Below are 18,231 nucleotides of genomic sequence, written 5' to 3'. Positions count from 1 at the left end.
GCAAGGGGGAGAGGGGAATGACAGCGCTCCATCTCACCAACGCCACCCTCCTCGACCCGGCCACAGGTCGGGAAGCCCCCGGTGCCGTCCTGATCCGGGACGGCCGCATCGCCGACATCGCCTGGGGCAGCGCCGCCGGCACGCCCGAAGACGCCGCAAACATCGATTGCGGCGGGCTGCTGCTCACCCCCGGCCTGATCGATCTGCGCGCCTTCGTCGGCGAGCCCGGGGCCGAGCATCGCGAGACGCTGGCCTCGGCGAGCGCCGCAGCCGCAGCCGGCGGGGTGACCACGCTGGTCTGCATGCCCGACACCAACCCGGTGATCGACGGCGCGCCGATCGTCGACTTCGTGCTGCGCCGGGCGCGCGATACGGCCTGCGTGACCGTGCTGCCTGCCGCCGCCATCACCAAGGGGCTCGCGGGCAAGGAGATGACCGAGTTCGGCCTGCTGCAGGAGGCCGGTGCGGTCGCCTTCACGGACGGGCTGAAGGCCGTCACCAACGCGCAGGTCATGCGCCGCGCCCTGACCTACGCCCGCGATTTCGGCGTGCTGCTGATGCAGCATGTCGAGGAGCCCGACCTCGTCGGCGAGGGCGTGATGAACGAGGGCGAGATGGCCTCGCGTCTCGGCCTCACCGGCATTCCGCGCGAGGCCGAGACGGTAATGCTCGAGCGCGACATCCGCCTCGTGCGCCTCACCGGGGCGCGCTACCACGCGGCGATGATCTCCTGCGCGGACTCGGTGGAGATCGTGCGCCGGGCGAAAGAGGCCGGGCTGCCCGTGACCTGCGGCGTGTCGGTCAACAACCTCGTCCTCAACGAGGGCGACATCGGCCACTACCGCACCTTCTGCAAGCTATCGCCGCCCCTGCGCGGGGAGGCCGACCGGCACGCCGTTATCGCTGCCCTGAACGAGGGCGTGATCGACGTCATCGTCTCCGACCACAACCCGCAAGACGTCGAGACCAAGCGCCTGCCCTTCGCCGAGGCGGCCGACGGGGCGCTCGGCATCGAGACGCTGCTCGGCGCGGCGCTCCGGCTGGTCCATACCGGCGACGTGCCGCTCGCGCGCCTGCTCGCCGCCCTTTCCACCAATCCCGCCAAGCTTCTCGGCCGAGAGGCTGGGCGGCTTGCTGTCGGCGCGCCGGCCGATCTCGCGCTGATCGACACCGAGCTGCCCTACGTCCTCGACAAGCGGGCGCTGAAGTCGCGCTCCAAGAACTCTCCGTTCGACGAGGCCCGGCTGCAGGGCGCGGCGATGCTGACGCTCGTCGGCGGCCGCATCGTCCACCGCTCCGAATTTTTTGCGAGTGCGGAATGATCCTCGATGCGGGTTGGCCGCTCATCCTCGCGGGCCTCGTGCTCGGCTACCTGTTCGGCTCGATTCCCTTCGGTCTGATCCTGACGAAGTTCGCCGGGCTCGGTGATGTCCGCGCGATCGGATCGGGCAATATCGGCGCGACCAACGTGCTGCGCACCGGCCGCAAGGGCCTCGCCGCCGCGACGCTGCTGCTCGACGCCCTCAAGGGCACCGTGCCGGTTCTGATTGCCGGCCTCTGGGGCGAGGCGCCGGCGCTGGCCGCCGGCTTCGGTGCCTTCCTCGGCCACCTCTTCCCGGTCTGGCTCGGCTTCAAGGGCGGCAAGGGCGTCGCGACCTTCCTCGGCGTGCTCCTGGCCTTGAGCCCGCTGGCGCTGCTCGCCTTTGCCGCGATCTGGCTCGGCCTCGCCTTCGCCCTGAAATACTCGTCGCTCGCCGCCCTCGTCGCCTCGGCCGCGACGCCCCTCGTCCTGTGGGCATCGGGGCATCCGCGCGTCGCCTTACTGTTCCTGGTTCTGGCGGTGCTGCTATGGTGGAAGCACGCGCCCAACATCCGCCGGCTGATCGCCGGCACGGAGGGACGCATCGGGCAGAAGGGCTGATTTCTCGCGGTCACCCTCCCGGCACGGAGGGGCGGATGCAGCTCACCGACGCGCAGCGCCTCGACTGGCTGCGCCTGATCCGAACCGACGGCGTCGGCCCGCGCACGTTTCGCGGTCTGATCAACCGCTTCGGCGGCGCATCCGGCGCCCTGCAGGCCCTGCCCGAGATCACGGGCCGCGCCGGCAAGCGCGTGGTGCCACCGTCCAAGGCCGAGATCGAGAAGGAGATCGCGGCGGCGGCTCGCCTCGGCGTCCGCTTCCTCGTAACCGGGGAGGATGCGTACCCGCGCAGTCTCCAGGCCACCGACGCCGCACCGCCGCTGATCGCGGTGCGCGGCAGCCTCGACGTGCTGGCGAAACCCGCGTTCGCCATCGTCGGCTCGCGCAACGCCTCGGCCGCCGGCATGACCTTCACGGAACGGTTGGCCCGCGGGCTCGGCGAAGCGGGGCTGGTCGTCGTCTCGGGTCTCGCCCGCGGCATCGACGCCGCCGCCCACAAGGCCTCGCTACAGAGCGGCACCGTCGCCGTCCTCGCCGGCGGTCACGACAAGATCTATCCCGCCAACCATGCGGCGCTCGTCCAAAAGATCCTCGACGGGGGAGGGGCGCTGGTCGCCGAGATGCCGATGGGCTGGGAGCCGCGCGGGCGCGACTTCCCCCGGCGCAACCGCATCATCTCGGGGCTCGGCCTCGGCACGCTGGTGGTCGAAGCGGCACGCCGTTCCGGCTCGCTCATCACCGCCCGCTATGCCCTCGAACAGGGACGAGAGGTCTTCGCCGTGCCGGGCTCGCCGCTCGACCCGCGCGCGGAGGGCACCAACGACCTGATCCGCCAGGGCGCGACTCTGGTGGGAGAGGTCGACCACATCCTCTCGGCGATCGCGCCGCTCGTACAGCACTCCGACCCCTATGGCGACGACAGCGCCCTCGGCTTGAAGCGGCCGGCTCTGGAGGACCAGCCGGATTTCTGGGACGAGATCGACATCGACGGCGTGAGCGTCCCGGTCCCGGCAGCCTCCCTCGACATCGCCCCGGACGCGGAGGAACCACGCGACGACCGTACGCGCCTGCTCGGATACCTCAGCCCGACGCCGATCGGCACCGACGAGCTCGCCCGCGTCGCCGGTGTCTCGGTGCGCATCGTGCAGACCACGCTGCTCGAACTCGAACTCGACGGCTGCGTCGAGCGGCATGGGAATGGCGCTGTGTCGCTCACGGCGCGCTGACAACCTCGAGTAAGCCGCCCTTTTCGCGGGTCGCATGCTTCCTCGTTTCCTGCGCCCGAGGAAGGGGTGCATGAAGCGGACCTCGTGCCTTTCTCGCCGTCAGCCCGTCGCGCAGACCTCCAGCCGCTCCGCCACCAGCGCCTGGAGCCGCCACAGATGCGGATCGTGGATGCCGAGCTCGGCACAGGCGGCGACGGTGTGAAGCAGGTATTCGGCGCTCGGGCCGAGATGGCCGCAGCCCGTCGCGATCCTGTCCGCGATGGCGGCCTCGTCGAGACGGCCCGTGTAGCGGTCGCTGGCGTGGTTCGCGACGAAGGTCAGCGCCGTCACCGGCCCCCGATCCGTGGCCACCGCGACCCAGCGAGCCACGTAGCCCTGGCCCTTCATCTCCCGCCGCCAGACCGGCATCAGGGTGGCATGGGCGTCATGCCCATCGAGGCGGAAGGCGACGCCGCGACAGGACCCCGCCCGGTCGAGCGCCAGCACGAGGCCGGGCCGCTCCGGCGTGCCGCGAAAGCGGCGCTACAGCAGGCAGAAGCGGCGATGCCAGCCGCGCAGGTGCCCGACCCGTTGCTCGGCCACCGGAAATTCCGGGCTCCACATCAGCGAGCCGTAGGCGAAGACCCAGAGCGCGGCGTCCGTGTCCGGGCGGCCGGCGAGCACCTGCGCCAGTCCCGGCGCCAGCTCCGCATCCGTCAGCACCCGAAGGGCCGTCTCGTCGTCGGCGACGGGGATGGGGTGCGCACGGGCGATCCGATCGGCGAAGAGGGCGAGGGGCGGCAGGCTCATGGCGCCGAAGTCTTCACGCCGCGAATGCTATCGCAACCGCTCAATGACGGGTTGAGCGACGTTCTGCGCGCATGGCTGCCGGGCAGGCGGCGGACAGGCATGACCGAGAGCGATCCTCTATGCCTGCTGGTCCCGCCATTCCGGAACCGAAGCGAAGCCCTTGCCCCTCCAGATCGGCCTTCTGACCTTTCCCAGGGTCCAGCAACTGGATCTCACCGGCCCCTACGAGGTCTTCGCCCTGTTGCCGGACGCCGAGGTCCACCTCGTCGCCAAGACCCTCGATCCGTTGACGAGCGCGACGGGCCTCGTTCTCCAGCCGACGACGACGCTGTCGGACTGTCCGAAGCTCGACGTGATCTGTGTTCCCGGCGGACCCGGCGTGAACGCCGTCCTCACCGACGCGCCGGTGCTCGACTTCATCCGCCGGCAGGCGGCCGGCGCGCGCTACGTGACCTCCGTCTGCACCGGCTCCCTGGTGCTCGGCGCCGCCGGGCTGTTGAAGGGGCGCAAGGCGACGACGCATTGGGGGGCGCACGACCTGCTCTCCGCCTTCGGCGCCATCCCGACCAAGGGCCGCGTGGTCCAGGACGGCAATCTCGTCACCGGCGGCGGCGTGACGGCGGGGATCGACTTCGCCCTGACGCTGGTGGCCGAACTCGTCAGCGACGACGCGGCGCGGGCGATCCAACTGCACCTCGAATACGCGCCGGCCCCCCCGTTCGAGTCCGGCACGCCGGAGCGGGCGCGGGCCAGCGTCGTCGCGGCCGTGCGGGAAAAGCTCGCTGCCAGCCGGCGCGAGCGCGAGGCGGTCATCGCGCGGATCACGCGGTAGTGGTCGAAATCTGACGCTCGGTACCTGCCACGAGGGACTGCTAGCGAATGATGTCGGACACCCAGAAGATTGTCTGCGCTTCCCAAGGGCGGTCATATGGCAACACAGCCATGCGGGGTCGCCTCAAAATGGAAAGCCGCCGCCACAAATCCACAGTTTCTACCTAACGGTCTAAGTCGCTAGTGCATATTTCGTGGCACGCGAAAATACCGGGAATGCAGCCGCAATCTGATTTAGATGGTAAGTAGTAAATCAATATAAAATAAAGAACTAATATTGGTACAAATGCGATCAGAAGAAAAACAACAGATCGTGAAGATATTTCTTTAGCCCATTCCATAAGAAATCGCTTCATATTGACATCTGCGTTTTGTTCGGATGAAGTAGACCTGTTCCCATTTAGCTAATGTTCCGTCTTTATCACGATCGATCTGAAGGTTGGCGCATAAAAATGATGCCCACGCCAGCCATTGCCAAACTGTGCTTAAATCGTCAGGGGGCGGTTTGGACGGACGCAAGTCGGAAATGGGTTGTCAATTTAGGGTCGCGAGCGGGGGGGCGGCGGCAGCGACTGCTTCTCGCGACGCTGGCCCAGAAGCTGCCCGTTGCGCATGCACCCTTTGCAGACCTCACTGACGGGTACCAAGCGTCAGAGTTCGACCACCGGATCGCAACCGGGCAGGCTCTGCTCCCACCGACAGCCGATGTGGCAGCCACCCGGAAAAACTACTTCTTCACCGCCAGCAGCAGGCTCGATTCGCTCATGCGATGCCGGTAGCCGATGCCGAAGCCCAGCGGGCCGGGTTTTTCCTTATGGAAGAGTTCGGTCATCTTCGGCTGGCCTCGGCCGGGAAACAAACTGATCGGACCGACATAGCGGCCGAAGGGTTTCACGTCCCACTTGGTGCGGTCATAGAGCGCCACCGGCGGTCCGGTATCGTCCTGGACGATGGCCGAGCTCTTCTCCATCAGGAAGCTGCGCACCTGCGAGAAGCCGCCGCCGTGCATGAGGTAGGAGGCGCTCTTCACCAGGGCGTTGCCCACGCCGAGCCGCTCGCCGAACTGGCCCAGGCCGCTCTTGCCGAAGCCGTCATTGGCGATGTTGACGCTGAAGTAATACAGCGTCTGCGCCGGGCCGCCCGCGGTGGAGAAGGTGATCTTCGCGCCGTGCGCGCCGGTCCTGGCGCCGCTCTCGGGCTCGATGGTGCCGTCGGCGCCGATCTGCACCAGGGCGACGTCGCCGATCGTCTTTCCCGAGCGCGCGAGGAAGGCGTAGAGGATCGGCAGCGTGCCGGTCACCGGGCCGGAGCGCAGCTCCGTCTTCATGTCGATGGTCTTGAAGAAGCTCACGCCCATCAGCGAGCGCACCGCGGTCTGCAGCGTCCGGAGCGCCTGAGAGGCGGTGCCCTTCTTCAGCTTGGTCAGGTCGGGGATCGGACCGACCGGCTCCAACCCGCACATCACGTAGGTGGTGGCGTCGGGGAAGAACGCGTTCGCGTAGAGGAAGTCCGGCCCGCTGAAGAAGTAATACAGCGTCGGCTTGCGCAAGCCGGCGCCGATATGGGCCGACGACCAGTCGCGCACCTTCGAGAGCTGCGCCTTGTCGACCCGGGCGAAGGCCGTGTTGAAATAGCTCGCGTGCTGTTTCCAGCCGGCCTCGGCCTCCAGCGGCGCCAGCGGCGAGGCCGCCGGCACGGGAAGCCCGGCGAGGTACTTCGCGGTGTCGTCGGCGCTGGCCGCTTCCGCTGCCCGCGCGGGCGCGGAGAGGGCCAGCAGGCCCGCGAGAAGGACGGCGAACCCCGTCTGCAAACCCACCTGCGGCCTCACTTCGACAGAACCTTCTGGGCCTTGAGGTCGGGAACGGCCTGCGACTGGCTCGATGCGACGGCATAGAGCACGAGCCCGGCCAGCATCATCAGGAAGCCCGCCAGCGATTGCAGCGGCCGCACGGTGACGAGGTAGTACATCATGAAGGCCGTCACCGTGAGGAAGATCAGCGGCGTGAAGGGGTAGCCCCAGGCCTTGTAGGGCCGCGGCAGGTCGGGATGGGTGACGCGAAGCTTGATCACCCCGAGCACGGCGAGGAACGAGCAGAAGGCGAGGCTGAACTGGATGAAGTCGAGCACCGCCTCGAAGCTGCGGGTGAACAGCAGCACGCTCGCCACGGTGCATTGGATCAGGATCGCCACCCGCGGCGTACCGTTCGCCGAGCGGCGGGCGAAGACCCGCAGCAACGGCGCGTCCTCGCCCATGGCCATGGTGACGCGCGGGCCGATCCACATCATCGCGCTGACCGTCGGGATCAGCCCCAGGCAGATCAGGCCGCCGACGACGCGGCCACCCTCTTCGCCGAAGATGTGCCGGCCGGCGATCAGGGCGACGTTGACCTGGCCCGACAGCTCCGAGATCGGCGTCGTGTAGAGGAACACGGCGTTGAGGGCGATGTAGAGCACCAGCACCGTGCCGGTGCCGACGAACAGCGCCCGCGGCAGGCTCCTCTTCGGATCCTTCATCTCGCCGATGATGTAGGTCGCGGCATTCCAGCCCGTGTAGGAATACATCACGAAGACGAGGCTGATCGCGAAGGGTGCGCTGACGATCAGCGACGGGTCGATGGCAGACGGCGTGAAGCTGATCGGCTGCGGCTCGCCCATCCAGAAGCCGGACGCGATGAAGGCGACGATCAACGCCAGCTTGAGCACGGTCGAAGCGACCTGGAACAGGCTGCCGTGGCGCGTGCCGCGCAGATGCACGAGGGAGACGATCCAGATCAGTGCCAGCCCGAGCAGCAGCGGCGGCAAATCCGAAGAAATCGCCTTCGCGTATTCGCCGAAGGCCATGGCGGCGAGGGCGACGGGCGCCGCGAAGCCAACCGTGGCCGAGAGCCATCCGGCGAGGAAGCCGACGGCCGGATGATAGCTGCGGGTGAGGAAGTTGTACTCGCCGCTGGAGCGCGGAAACATCGCGGCGAGCTCGGCGTAACAGAAGGCTCCGCACAGCGCGACGATGCCGCCCACGAGCCAGAGCAGCAGCAGCGAGAACCCGGAGGAAATGTCCTTGACCTGGAATCCGAGGCTCGTGAACACGCCGACGCCGACCATGTCTGCGATCACGATCGCCGTCGCGGCGACTGTCGTCACGGTCGGCAGGGTCGCCGGACCAGGAGTCTGTGCAGTCATGGGAAGGGCCCGCCCCGGCCTCCAAAAAGCCATCCGATCCCTCCACAACCCCGGAAGGGTTTTCAATGTGTAACTTTGCGTCGATTGATCGCAACGCAGCAGGTGTGCTTATCGCATCACAATGAATCCCGCCGGATAACGGATCGGTAACCAAGTTCCGGTATTCGTGCGGTCACGTTCGACGGCAATCCCGGCGGTTGCAAGAAGGCAAGCGATGAGTTTCAGGCAGTCTTGCCGGACGGAGACGGGCGCGTTCAATCTCGTTTCTGCTTCTTTTCGTGGTTGCGATACTTCGCGCAGCTTGAGTCCCGTTTCGGATTCGCTGGGTGGAAACGACGGACTTCAGATCACGGACAACACGGTTTCGCGGACGGTCGATCGCGTGGCGCGTGCGCCTTGGAGGCGCGGCCTGAAGCGGATGACGGGCGCGGCGGTTCTCGTCGCCGTCGCCCTCACCGCCTGCGGGTCGGTAATCAAGCCGCAGCAGGCCGATGGCGGCACGGCGCCGGCCGAGATGGCGGCGCTCGACCGGGACCGGCACGTCTCGACCCTGGCGAAATCGCCCGGCCGCCGGCTGCCCGGCGCGGTGGTCTCCGCGCGCTCGGACGCCGCCGAGAGGCCCCCCTTCACGATGGCCAGCCTCGACCCCGACCCCGAGCCTGTCCTCCGACAGCCCGTCGTCCCGCAGCAGGCGGCGCCGAGCGGCCGTGCGGTGACGCAGCTCGTCTCCTTCGACACCGCGCCGTTCCCCTTCGAAGGCACGGTGCCCAACCGCGGCCCCTTCCTCGACGCCGAGTCGGGCGCGCGAAAGGGGCACCGCACCGCCCGTGGCGGCGTGCTCTGGCAGGACCAGACGTTCGGCGACGACCGGGTCCTCCTGCACATCCCTGCCGGCTTCGATCCGCGGCGGCAGGCGGTGATGGTGGTGTTCTTCCACGGCCACGGCGCGACCCTGGAGCGCGACGTGCGCGACCGGCAGCGGGTCGCCGAGCAGATCACGGCCTCGGGCGCCAACGCCGTGCTGGTCGCCCCGCAATTCGCCTACGACGCCCGCGATTCCAGCGCCGGAAAGTTCTGGACCGAGCGCGGCTTTCGCAACTTCCTCGACGAGGCGGGCCGAAAGCTCGCATCGCTTCGCAACGATACCGGTTCGGCGCGGGTCTTCGCCCGGATGCCGGTGGTGCTCGTCGCCTATAGCGGCGGCTTCGTGCCGGCGGCCTGGAGCCTCAAGGACATGGGCGCCGATTCTCGCATGCGCGGCGTGCTGCTGCTCGATGCCCTCTACGGCGAGGAAGAGAAGTTCGCGACCTGGATCGGCACTGCGCGCTCGGCCTTCTTCGTCAGCGCCTACACGCGCTACACCCAACGCCACAACGCCAACCTGAAGAGCATGCTCGCCGCCCGCGGCATCGCCTCCGGCACCGAACTCGGCGATTCCCTCTCGCGCGGCGGTGTGAGCTTCCTGGCCACCGGGTCGGACGCGGTCCACCAGGACTACGTGACCCAGGCCTGGACCGAGTTTCCGATCAAGGACGTGCTCGCGCGCCTGCCGGAGCTCTACGTCCGCGATCCCGATACCGTCGCCTCGATCACGCCGCGGTCCCGACGGCGCGAGCGCAGCGCCGATGCCGATCCGCGCTAAATCGATTGCCCGATCGCCTTGCAATCGAGCACGGCCCTAAGCCCCTGTTGTGTCACGCACGCTCTCCCCGGACCGGCCTCCACGTCGTCGGGGTGCGCTCCAGGGCTCAGGCCGCCGCGCGGCCGTAGACGACGTTCGCGCGGGCCTCGAACGCATCCGTGAACTTGCGGAAGGCGCGATCGAACATCTTTCCCATCAGCAGTCCGAGGGCGAAGCTCTTGAACTCGTAGGTGATGAAGAAGTCGACGTCGCAGCCGCCGTCGGCGGCATCCTTGAAGGCCCAGCGGTTTTCGAGGTGCCGGAACGGCCCGTCGATATACTCGGCCGTGATCTTCAGGTTCGTCTGGTCGAGGCCGACGCGGGTGGTGAAGCGCTCGCTGATCGCCTTGTAGCCGACGCCCATCTCGGCGACGAGCACCGGGTTGCCCTGCGCGTCGTCCTGCCGCCGCAGCACGCGCAGCGACTCGCACAGCGGCAGGAACTCCGGATAGCGCTCGACGTCGGCCACGAGGTCGTACATCTGCTGCGGCGTGTGCCGCACATGTCGGGTAATGCGGAAGGACGGCATCAGGCGGTCGCGGTCTCGCGTGTCGGGCCGAGCTTTTGCAGCCGCGCCGCTTTGAGACGGGCAAAATCCTCGCCCGCATGGTGGGACGAGCGGGTCAGCGGGGTCGCCGAGACCAGCAGGAACCCCTTGGAATAGGCGGTGGTCTCCAGGCTCTTGAACTCGTCCGGCGGCACGAAGCGGATCACGGCGTGATGCTTCGGCGTCGGCTGCAGGTATTGGCCCACGGTGAGGAAATCGACGTCAGCCGAGCGCAGGTCGTCCATCAGCTGAACGATCTCGTTCCGCTCCTCGCCGAGGCCGACCATGATGCCGGACTTGGTGAAGATCGTCGGATCGAGCTCCTTCACGCGCTGCAGCAGGTGCACGGAGTGGAAATAGCGCGCGCCCGGCCGCACGGTGACGTACTTGCCCGGCACCGTCTCGAGGTTGTGGTTGAACACGTCGGGCCGGGCCTCGACCACGCGCTCCAGCGCACCGGGCTTGCGCAGGAAGTCCGGTGTCAGGATCTCGATGGTCGTGCCGGGGCTGGCCCGACGGATCGCGGCGATGGTCTGCGAAAAGTGTTCGGCGCCGCCGTCGGCGAGGTCGTCGCGGTCGACCGAGGTCACCACCACGTGATGTAGCCCGAGCTTGGCCACCGCTTCGGCCACCTTCGCCGGTTCGGCCGCGTCGAGACCCTGCTGCGGCAGGCCGGTCTTGACGTTGCAGAAGGCACAGGCCCGCGTGCAGGTGTCGCCCATGATCATGAAGGTGGCGTGCCGCTTCTCCCAGCACTCGCCGATATTGGGGCAGCCCGCCTCCTCGCAGACCGTGACGAGGCCGTTCTCACGGACGATCCTGTTCGTCTCCGCCCAAGCCTTGGAGCCCGGTGCCCTGACCCGGATCCAGTCCGGCTTGCGCTGGATCGGGTTGTCGGGCCGGTGCACCTTTTCCGGGTGGCGTGGACGGGCAGCGATGGCGCTGTTCGGCCGGTTGTCTTGGTTCAGGAGATCGAGGACGACGGCCATGGCGGTCCGTGCTGGAGAGCGTGGGGTGCTTCACCCGAGCCCTGATCTAGGACGACGAAGCCGACGCCGCAAACCCGGAGTGACGCTGCGCGACATCGGACTGTGCGCGACGCCTGCGTCCGGACGATCGAGCCGCGACCATGCGCCATTGGCGACAGCCTCTCGCGGATAGCCGAGCGTTTCGTTCGATCGCCGGTTCTAGTTGGAAAGCCGCTGGGCGCCCGTCTGAACCTCGCTCAAACCGTCGTCCCTCACGGGCTATCAGGGCCGTCCGCCGCATGCGCGGCGCAACGCATTCGCGCTGGCCGACTGCCGAAAGAATCGAAGCGTTCGGCCCTTGGTACTACTGCGCCGGTGCCGAGCTGTAGCGGGTCGGTACGCCCTGCGGCAGGCTGAGGCCGTAGGCCACCTGCGTCGCCTGGATCGACGGCATACGCGGACGCGGCGTGCCGGTGGCGAAGGAATCGGGCGCGTCGGCGAGCGTCGCCATCTGGATCGGGACGAGCTTGCCGGAGGCGGTCTGGACGACCGCGTGCGGCAGAACTGCCGGCAGATAACCCTCGCGGTCGGTCTTCTCGTAGAACTGGTTGCCGCCGGCGAGGGCGACGTAATGCATGTTGGTGTAGGGGAAGGTGTAACCCGCGGTGTGGAAGTGCAGCGCCGGGCCGACCTCCTTGTGCCGCTCGCCGGCGAGCAGCAGGTCGGCGACCTTCTCGATGCGGGCGCGGTCCTGGTCGCGCACCGGCTTCGAGAGCACGCCGTTGGCAAACTGGCGCTTCTGGCCGACCACCTCGCAAACGCTGCCGGGATATTTCGGAGAGTCGAGGCGGTTCATCACCACGGTGCCGACGGCGAGCATGCCTTCTTCGTCGGTCCGGTTCGATTCGAAGTACATCGCGCGGGCGAGGCATTCGCGGTCGGCGCGCGTCGGCGTCTGCACGACCTTGGCGTTCTGGGCGACGGAGCCCGTGGTCATGTCGCCGCCCGCCGGGAGCACCCCGCAGCCACCGAGGCCCGAGCCGATGAGGCTCACCAGGAGGAAGCTGCCGATCTGGCTGCTCTGGTTCCGGTGCATGCGACCTCCCGCGTGTCTGGTGTCGTCATCCCGAGGGACGACTCTGCCGTCAGGACCCTAGGATCACTCAGGCAAAGCTTAGGCGTAAAGGGTTTCGGAAACCCTATCGGGGGAATGGCCACGCTTCTCCGGGTCGTGTGGTTTCGCTGCCACGCCTGCGCTAAGGTCGGTTGCCAACCTCGGGAGAATGGCCATGGCGGGCAGATGCGGCCTCCGGACGAGCCTCGCGATCGGGCTGGCCGCCACCGGCCCAGCCTTCTCCGCGCAGGGTGGGGCGGTGAGCGATGGCACGGCGACGCCCGCGGAGCAGGCGATCGCCATCGCCTTCATCCTGTCGCTGCCGGTGACGCTCCTGCTGATCGGGCTCAGCCGGATGCGGTGATGGATCGAACCAGCCAGCTTGGGCGTTGACTATCGCGGTACTGCATCTCGCGGTGCCGTGTCACGAAAGGGTCGCCCCATGCCGGAACTCATCACGCAGACGGACGATGCCCTTCGCGACGAAGCCTCCCGGTCAGGCCGGGCCGCCCTCGAAGCTTCCCTCGAAAAGTTCGGGCCGGACGTCCGCGACGCCTTCTGGAACGCCATCGGCCTCTATTACTCGACACGCCGCCACCCAGGCGCCGACGAGCCCACAGCCGACGCGGAACTGCCTTCGGTCGCAGCCTAAATCCGGTCCGCTGCGTTCGCCGCGACGGCGGACGGCGATCGCGCCGCTTACTTCGAATAATGTATTTTCATTTCCTGCGAACCGATACGTCCGATCGGCGTTGAACCGGCGGCCGAATCGCGGCCCGTCGTCGATCAGCAAGCGAGCGCGAACCGATCATGCGGACAGGATCGAAGGTCGGCCTCGCGGCCCTGGTTTTGGCGATCGGCGGCGGGGTCGCATTCTACGAATTCATTCTGTTTCCCGAGAGCGCCAGCCTTGAATTCGCCGCCGGCACCGGGGCCAGCCCGACCTTGCCGCCGCCCAACGGCACCATCATGCCGACGGTCAACATCGCCCGCGTCGTCGGCTGGCAGAACGGCGCGAAACCGGTCGCGGCGCAGGGCCTCGCGGTCGCCGCTTTCGCCACCGGCCTCACGCATCCGCGCTGGATCGTCACCCTGCCGAACGGCGACGTTCTGGTGGCCGAGGCGAACAAGCCGAAGACCGACGACCCCTCCACCGGCATTGCCGACTGGGTCGCCGACAAGGTGAAGGCCATGGCCGGTGCCGGCGTGCCGAGCCCGGACAAGATCACCCTGCTTCGCGACAAGGACGGCGACGGCGCGGCCGAGGAGCGTCACGACTTCCTGAAGAACCTGCACTCGCCCTTCGGCATGGCGCTGGTCGGCGGGGACCTCTACGTCGCCAATGCCGACGCGCTGGTGAAGGTGCCCTACCAGGAGGGGCAGACCGAGATCACGGCGACACCCGAAAAGGTCGTCGACCTGCCGTCCGGTATCAACCATCACTGGACGAAGAACGTCATCGCCAGCGCCGACGGCAAGAAGCTGTTCGTGACGGTCGGCTCGAACTCGAATGTCGGCGAGAATGGCCTCGACAAGGAGAAGGGCCGCGCCGCGATCTGGGTCTACGACATCGCCTCGAAGGATTTTCACGAATACGCCACGGGGCTGCGCAACCCGAACGGCCTCGCCCTCGAGCCGCAGACCGGCGCGCTCTGGACCGCCGTGAACGAGCGGGACGAGATCGGCAGCGACCTCGTGCCCGACTACATCACCCACGTGCAGGAGGGCGGCTTCTACGGCTGGCCCTGGGCCTATTGGGGCACCAATGCCGATGCCCGCGTGCAGCCGGCCAACCCCGACAAGGTCGCAAAGGCGATCGCGCCGGACTACGCGGTCGGCACCCACACCGCTTCGCTCGGCATCGCCTTCGGCATGAACTCCACCCTGCCGCAGGCCTGGAAGAGCGGCCTTTTCGTCGCCCAGCACGGCTCTTGGAACCGTCGGCCGAAGAGCGGCTACAAGGTCCTCTACGTTCCCTTCGAGAACGGCAAACCGGCCGGGAAGCCCGTCGATGCCCTCACCGGCTTTCTGAATGGAGACGAGAAGGCGCAGGGACGGCCGGTGGATGTGACGCTCGACAAGAGCGGCGCGCTGCTGGTCACCGACGATGTCGGGAAGGCGGTCTGGCGGGTGACCGGCGCTCAGGGCATGTAGTGGGCAGCCATTCCGTCACGACGACATGGAATAGGGGTCTCGGCCATGATGCGGTCTTCGGCGATTATCGTCTGTCTCGCCCTCGTCACCACGATGGCGAACGCGCAGCCGCGACCCTATACCCCGGAGCTGTCCTGTGCCGCGGTCAGGGGCATCGTCGCCCGACAAGGGGCGGTGGTGCTGGCGACGAGTCCCAACGCTTACGAGCGGGTGTTTCTCGATAGCGGCGCCTGCCAAGGGGAAGTGACCTCGGCCCCGGCCTTCGAGCCGACGCTCGACGATCCGAACTGTTTCGCGGGATACCGCTGCAAGCAGCGCAACAACGACGGGACCGGCACCAAATAGACGGCGTATTCCCGTTCCGGGAAATCCGCCGCGTGCGGCATTGAGCGCGAGCTAACCGGTCCGTGACAACCTGAGTTCGGGCCAAGTTGCGTATCGGCCCGGTCGTGCGGGCCACGACACGCCCCGCCGTTCCGCGTTTTCTCGGACGGCGGGGCTGCTTCGGCCCCTTCCCGGATCGGCTGCGTCAATGCGTCGTCAGGCTCTCGACGCTCTCGTTCGGCCCGATCTTGCCGGCGAAGCGGGCAAGTTTGCTCAGGCTCGGCTCGGCCAGCCCTCCAGCATTGGCGAAGGTCGCGAGCGCGAAGCTCACCAGGAACTCGGCTTCGTCCTGCGTCATCGCCCGGCCGCTCAGGGTGCTGGCGGCGCCCTTGACCGCGAGCACCGACTGACGAAACGCCGGATCGCTCTTCAGCTCTTCAAGTCGCTTCATCGTCCTCCCCGCCTGTGCCGACGCGTCGAAAGCTGCCGTGGCCCATGTCGCCGAAATGCGCAACGGGGCAAGGGTGTTCCCGTACGGCAACGGTGTTGCCAGGAAGCTTCGTCGCGGGCTTTCGGTGCGCCCGGACACAGCCTTTCGCCACGGACTCGACGCAAACCATGTGTATCCCTCGCAACCAGCTCGAATGGTTCGAGACTAGCGAGAGTAGCTCGAAGTTCTGTCGTCATGTCCCCTGTCGTTGCCGTGCTGCTGCTCACCGTGCTGGTCGCGATCATCGGAAGCCTTCCGGTGACCGGACCCTGGGGCTTTGCCGCGATCGCGATCATCGTAGCCGCGCTCGTCGTACCGTGGACGCAGGCCGAATAGCCTCAGCACGCCACTCGAACGCTCATACTAGCGGCCCTTGCGGCTGACGCCTTCAGGTCAGTCGGCGGCACGCGTAGCGACGCGCCTATCGCGCATGCCAGCGGCTGAATGAGGCAAAGCTTTCGGCCGTTGGCCTTATTCGGTCGCTTCCATCGTGAGGGTCAGGCGCGATCGCAGCACGAACGCACCGGTCTCGTCGCGGACGGCTGCCACGTAATCCTCCCGATCCAGATCGGGCGAGAGATCCTTCACGATCGTCGTCATGATGCGCACGAGCTTGCGCCTGACCGCGTCCATGTCGGGAAGATCGAAACCTTCGTGATCCCGGACATGCTCGGTTCCGGTGTGGAGGTCGATGAAGTAGCGCGGCACGATCTCGAACCCATTGTGGGAATTGTGCCCACGACCGTACTACGTACGTTGATGGGTAAGGAAGAGGCAAGAGCGCACAGGCGACACAAAAGCGCGATTGCCTTCGCTGCGGAGACTTTCACGTCAAAGCCTGTTCTTGCAATACTGTTTTGAGCGGACGAATGCCGATTTCGTTTGCAGTTCAGAGCCTTCGCCGGGATTGAGGCGGCCGGGCCAGTGCGGCCTGCCAGGGTATTCCTGCAGATTTGGACCGCCTATTTCTCGCCTTCGATCGAATTCATAGATATGTCGGAGCGCGTGCATAGCATGGCGCACGCAACCGTAGGATATCTCCGCGTCGATCGACGCATTCAAGTTCGAGAACTGTTGCTGCCTGACCGGCCTGTCGGACGATATCCATCGAGATCGGCTCGGATCCCAATGCGATCACGTCGGCTCGGCGAGCGTCGTCTGTATTGGGGTGTTCGCTTTCGGCGATCCGGTGTCCGATGCGTCGACTCGGCGTCGATCTTGCGCGATCGCCTCAGCCGAGCAGGATTGTCAGGCCGTAGCAGGCCGCGGCGATGACGGCGGCGGCAGGCAGGGTGACCACCCAGGCGATGACGATGTTGCTCGCCACGCCCCAGCGCACCGCCGACGTCCGCCGGGCCGCGCCGACCCCGACGATCGCCCCCGTGATCGTGTGCGTGGTCGAGACCGGCACGCCGAGCCAGGTGGCGAGAAACAGGGTGATGGCCCCGCCGGTCTCGGCGCAGAACCCCTGCATCGGGTTCAGGCGGGTGATGCGGGAGCCCATCGTGTGGACGATGCGCCAGCCGCCCATCAGCGTGCCGAGCGCCATCGCCGCCTGACAGGACAGCACCACCCAGAGCGGCACGTGGAACTCCGCGCCGGTCTGCCCCTGCGAGAACAGCAGCACCGCGATGATGCCCATGGTCTTCTGGGCGTCGTTGCCGCCATGGCCGAGGGAGTAGAGCGAGGCAGACACAAATTGCAGCACGCGGAAGATGCTGTCGACGGCGAACGGCGTCTTGTTGACGCACAGCCACGACACGATGAGCACCAGCACCATCGCCAGGACGAATCCGAGCAGCGGCGACAGCACGATCGCGGCGGCGGTCTTGCCCAGCCCGCCCCAGACCACGGCGCTGAACCCGGCCTTGGCCAAGCCGGCTCCGACGAGCCCGCCGATCAGGGCGTGAGACGAACTCGACGGGATGCCGAGGATCCAGGTGACGACGTTCCAGACGATCGCGCCGATGAGTGCGGAGAAGATCACGGCGGGCGTGACGATGCCCGCGTCGACGATGCCCGTCCCCAGGGTCTGAGCCACGTGCAGGCCGAAGAACAGGAACGCGATGAAGTTGAAGAAGGCCGCCCAGAGCACGGCGTAGCGCGGCCGCAGGACGCGCGTCGACACGATGGTGGCGATGGAGTTCGCCGCATCGTGCAGGCCGTTCAGGAAATCGAACAGCAGGGCGATGCCGATCAGGCCGACCAGCAGCGGAAAGGCGAGGGCGGTGGTTTCCACGATCGCCTCAGACGTTCTCGATCACGATGCCGCTGATCTCGTTGGCCACGTCCTCGAAGCGGTCGACGACCTTTTCAAGATGATCGTAGAGTTCGCGGCCGATCATGTAGGCCATGGGGTCGCTGTGCCCCTTGGCCTGATAGAGCGCCTTGAGGCCCTGCTCCTGCAACTCGTCCGAGCGCCCCTCGACCTTGGTGATCGCTTCGGTCAGCTCGCCGAGCCGCGTCGCGTTGCTGCCGATGGCGCTGAGCAGCGGCACCGCCTCGGCTGTGAGCTTGGCCGCCTCGACCACCGTGCCGCCCATCTCCCGCATCAGCGGCTCGAACTCGCCGACGCCGTAGAGCGTGATCGTCTTCACGGTCTTGTGCATCTGGTCGATGGCGTCGTCCATCGACTGGATCAGGTCCTGGATGTCGTGCCGGTCGAAGGGCGTGATGAAGCTGCGCCGGATGGCGGCAAGAACCTCCCGGGTGATGTCGTCGGCCTTCTGCTCCTCGGCGACGATCTCGCGGCAGCGCGCCTCCACCCCGTCCCCGCCGGCCAGCAGGGCGTTCAACGCCTCGGCGCCGGCGACGAGCGTGCGGGAATGCTCGGCGAACAGGACGAAGAACTTGTCCTCCCGGGGCATCAGGGAGCGGAACCAGCCGAGCATCGCACCTCACCGGACTGTAGGGCCGCTCCGCCACCCTCGAAGCGGTCAGGTGGCGGACGGCGACCCTAAGTCGACCGCGTTGCGCGAGAATGCAAGCCGGCAACGCATCCGAAAG

At 67.2% G+C, this 18,231-nt stretch carries 19 protein-coding genes and 1 pseudogene; 10 read left to right on the top strand and 10 right to left on the bottom strand.

Going from position 1 to position 18,231, the window contains the following annotated elements; all coding sequences use genetic code 11:
• Positions 1–17 precede the first annotated feature (17 nt).
• Genes MHA02_RS01605 through dprA form a run of 3 tightly spaced genes read left to right on the top strand, consistent with a single transcriptional unit; the run spans position 18 to position 3,147 of the window.
• On the top strand, positions 18–1,322 hold the full coding sequence (locus MHA02_RS01605) for a dihydroorotase (protein WP_147076223.1): 1,305 nt from the start codon (positions 18–20) through the stop codon (positions 1,320–1,322).
• Complete coding sequence (plsY, locus tag MHA02_RS01600; RefSeq protein ID WP_147076222.1) at positions 1,319–1,921, top strand: glycerol-3-phosphate 1-O-acyltransferase PlsY; 603 nt, start codon at positions 1,319–1,321, stop codon at positions 1,919–1,921. Before MHA02_RS01605 ends, plsY begins: the two co-directional genes overlap by 4 nt.
• Before the next feature lie 35 nt (positions 1,922–1,956).
• On the top strand, positions 1,957–3,147 hold the full coding sequence (gene dprA / locus MHA02_RS01595; protein WP_147076221.1) for a DNA-processing protein DprA: 1,191 nt from the start codon (positions 1,957–1,959) through the stop codon (positions 3,145–3,147).
• Between the two features lie 99 nt (positions 3,148–3,246).
• Here dprA and MHA02_RS01590 read toward each other — a convergent pair.
• A pseudogene (locus tag MHA02_RS01590) lies at positions 3,247–3,936 on the bottom strand (gamma-glutamylcyclotransferase).
• 160 nt (positions 3,937–4,096) lie between these two features.
• Between MHA02_RS01590 and MHA02_RS01585 the strand changes: the two are divergent.
• Positions 4,097–4,768, top strand: coding sequence for a DJ-1/PfpI family protein (locus MHA02_RS01585; protein WP_147076220.1), 672 nt, complete (start codon positions 4,097–4,099; stop codon positions 4,766–4,768).
• Positions 4,769–5,494: 726 nt separating this feature from the next.
• On the opposite strand, the gene MHA02_RS01580 is transcribed toward MHA02_RS01585, so the two are convergent.
• The gene (locus MHA02_RS01580; RefSeq protein WP_238180388.1) at positions 5,495–6,583 is read right to left on the bottom strand and encodes a hypothetical protein; all 1,089 of its coding nucleotides are present in this window, start codon (positions 6,581–6,583) and stop codon (positions 5,495–5,497) included.
• A gap of 8 nt (positions 6,584–6,591) precedes the next feature.
• Entirely contained in the window at positions 6,592–7,947 is a 1,356-nt protein-coding gene (locus MHA02_RS01575; protein WP_147076219.1) for an APC family permease, read from the bottom strand.
• Positions 7,948–8,329: 382 nt separating this feature from the next.
• On the opposite strand from MHA02_RS01575, the gene MHA02_RS01570 reads away from it, so the two are divergent.
• A complete protein-coding gene (locus tag MHA02_RS01570) occupies positions 8,330–9,589 on the top strand; it encodes an alpha/beta hydrolase (RefSeq protein WP_147076218.1) in 1,260 nt (419 codons plus the stop codon).
• 106 nt (positions 9,590–9,695) lie between these two features.
• Here the strand turns inward: MHA02_RS01570 and MHA02_RS01565 are convergent, their stop codons facing one another.
• The 3 genes from MHA02_RS01565 to MHA02_RS01555 form a co-directional block, all read right to left on the bottom strand.
• Positions 9,696–10,157, bottom strand: a complete 462-nt coding sequence (locus MHA02_RS01565; protein WP_147076217.1) for a type II toxin-antitoxin system RatA family toxin — start codon at positions 10,155–10,157, stop codon at positions 9,696–9,698.
• Positions 10,157–11,164 (bottom strand): lipoyl synthase, encoded by a 1,008-nt coding sequence (lipA, locus tag MHA02_RS01560; RefSeq protein ID WP_147076216.1) that lies wholly within the window; start codon positions 11,162–11,164, stop codon positions 10,157–10,159. Before lipA ends, MHA02_RS01565 begins: the two co-directional genes overlap by 1 nt.
• Before the next feature lie 343 nt (positions 11,165–11,507).
• Complete coding sequence (locus tag MHA02_RS01555) at positions 11,508–12,239, bottom strand: cell wall hydrolase (protein WP_147076215.1); 732 nt, start codon at positions 12,237–12,239, stop codon at positions 11,508–11,510.
• 193 nt (positions 12,240–12,432) lie between these two features.
• On the opposite strand from MHA02_RS01555, the gene MHA02_RS01550 reads away from it, so the two are divergent.
• The 4 genes from MHA02_RS01550 (at position 12,433) to MHA02_RS01535 (ending at position 14,756) form a co-directional block, all read left to right on the top strand.
• Positions 12,433–12,621: a hypothetical protein gene (locus tag MHA02_RS01550; protein WP_147076214.1), complete on the top strand. Its 189-nt coding sequence runs from the start codon at positions 12,433–12,435 to the stop codon at positions 12,619–12,621.
• Positions 12,622–12,699: 78 nt separating this feature from the next.
• Positions 12,700–12,909, top strand: coding sequence for a hypothetical protein (locus MHA02_RS01545; RefSeq protein WP_147076213.1), 210 nt, complete (start codon positions 12,700–12,702; stop codon positions 12,907–12,909).
• Positions 12,910–13,067: 158 nt separating this feature from the next.
• Positions 13,068–14,411, top strand: a complete 1,344-nt coding sequence (locus tag MHA02_RS01540) for a PQQ-dependent sugar dehydrogenase (RefSeq protein ID WP_147076212.1) — start codon at positions 13,068–13,070, stop codon at positions 14,409–14,411.
• A gap of 48 nt (positions 14,412–14,459) precedes the next feature.
• Complete coding sequence (locus tag MHA02_RS01535; RefSeq protein WP_244612389.1) at positions 14,460–14,756, top strand: hypothetical protein; 297 nt, start codon at positions 14,460–14,462, stop codon at positions 14,754–14,756.
• Positions 14,757–14,940: 184 nt separating this feature from the next.
• On the opposite strand, the gene MHA02_RS01530 is transcribed toward MHA02_RS01535, so the two are convergent.
• Entirely contained in the window at positions 14,941–15,186 is a 246-nt protein-coding gene (locus MHA02_RS01530; RefSeq protein WP_147076210.1) for a hypothetical protein, read from the bottom strand.
• 234 nt (positions 15,187–15,420) lie between these two features.
• Between MHA02_RS01530 and MHA02_RS21950 the strand changes: the two genes are divergently transcribed.
• Complete coding sequence (locus MHA02_RS21950) at positions 15,421–15,561, top strand: hypothetical protein (RefSeq protein WP_170248966.1); 141 nt, start codon at positions 15,421–15,423, stop codon at positions 15,559–15,561.
• 135 nt (positions 15,562–15,696) lie between these two features.
• On the opposite strand, the gene MHA02_RS01525 is transcribed toward MHA02_RS21950, so the two are convergent.
• The 3 genes from MHA02_RS01525 to MHA02_RS01515 all read right to left on the bottom strand — a co-directional run bounded on the left by MHA02_RS01525 (position 15,697) and on the right by MHA02_RS01515 (position 18,116).
• Positions 15,697–15,933, bottom strand: coding sequence for a DUF6894 family protein (locus MHA02_RS01525; RefSeq protein WP_147076209.1), 237 nt, complete (start codon positions 15,931–15,933; stop codon positions 15,697–15,699).
• Positions 15,934–16,456: 523 nt separating this feature from the next.
• A complete protein-coding gene (locus MHA02_RS01520; protein WP_147076208.1) occupies positions 16,457–17,464 on the bottom strand; it encodes an inorganic phosphate transporter in 1,008 nt (335 codons plus the stop codon).
• 7 nt (positions 17,465–17,471) lie between these two features.
• Complete coding sequence (locus tag MHA02_RS01515) at positions 17,472–18,116, bottom strand: DUF47 domain-containing protein (protein ID WP_147076207.1); 645 nt, start codon at positions 18,114–18,116, stop codon at positions 17,472–17,474.
• Positions 18,117–18,231: the final 115 nt, after the last annotated feature.

Origin of the sequence: Methylobacterium haplocladii (assembly GCF_007992175.1) — a bacterium.
Lineage (GTDB): Bacteria > Pseudomonadota > Alphaproteobacteria > Rhizobiales > Beijerinckiaceae > Methylobacterium > Methylobacterium haplocladii.
Note: the sequence above shows the minus strand (reverse complement) of the source record. Positions and strands in the feature narration are given on the sequence as shown.

Bases quoted from the DNA above. Each gene is read 5' to 3' on its own strand.
- lipA (WP_147076216.1), bottom strand. From the start codon at position 11,164: ATGGCCGTCGTCCTCGATCTCCTGAACCAAGACAACCGGCCGAACAGC.
- MHA02_RS01535 (WP_244612389.1), top strand. From the start codon at position 14,460: ATGCGGTCTTCGGCGATTATCGTCTGTCTCGCCCTCGTCACCACGATG.
- MHA02_RS01540 (WP_147076212.1), top strand. From the start codon at position 13,068: ATGCGGACAGGATCGAAGGTCGGCCTCGCGGCCCTGGTTTTGGCGATC.
- MHA02_RS01550 (WP_147076214.1), top strand. From the start codon at position 12,433: ATGGCGGGCAGATGCGGCCTCCGGACGAGCCTCGCGATCGGGCTGGCC.
- MHA02_RS01515 (WP_147076207.1), bottom strand. From the start codon at position 18,116: ATGCTCGGCTGGTTCCGCTCCCTGATGCCCCGGGAGGACAAGTTCTTC.
- MHA02_RS01530 (WP_147076210.1), bottom strand. From the start codon at position 15,186: ATGAAGCGACTTGAAGAGCTGAAGAGCGATCCGGCGTTTCGTCAGTCG.
- MHA02_RS01575 (WP_147076219.1), bottom strand. From the start codon at position 7,947: ATGACTGCACAGACTCCTGGTCCGGCGACCCTGCCGACCGTGACGACA.
- MHA02_RS01555 (WP_147076215.1), bottom strand. From the start codon at position 12,239: ATGCACCGGAACCAGAGCAGCCAGATCGGCAGCTTCCTCCTGGTGAGC.
- plsY (WP_147076222.1), top strand. From the start codon at position 1,319: ATGATCCTCGATGCGGGTTGGCCGCTCATCCTCGCGGGCCTCGTGCTC.
- dprA (WP_147076221.1), top strand. From the start codon at position 1,957: ATGCAGCTCACCGACGCGCAGCGCCTCGACTGGCTGCGCCTGATCCGA.
- MHA02_RS01545 (WP_147076213.1), top strand. From the start codon at position 12,700: ATGCCGGAACTCATCACGCAGACGGACGATGCCCTTCGCGACGAAGCC.
- MHA02_RS01605 (WP_147076223.1), top strand. From the start codon at position 18: ATGACAGCGCTCCATCTCACCAACGCCACCCTCCTCGACCCGGCCACA.
- MHA02_RS21950 (WP_170248966.1), top strand. From the start codon at position 15,421: ATGTCCCCTGTCGTTGCCGTGCTGCTGCTCACCGTGCTGGTCGCGATC.
- MHA02_RS01565 (WP_147076217.1), bottom strand. From the start codon at position 10,157: ATGCCGTCCTTCCGCATTACCCGACATGTGCGGCACACGCCGCAGCAG.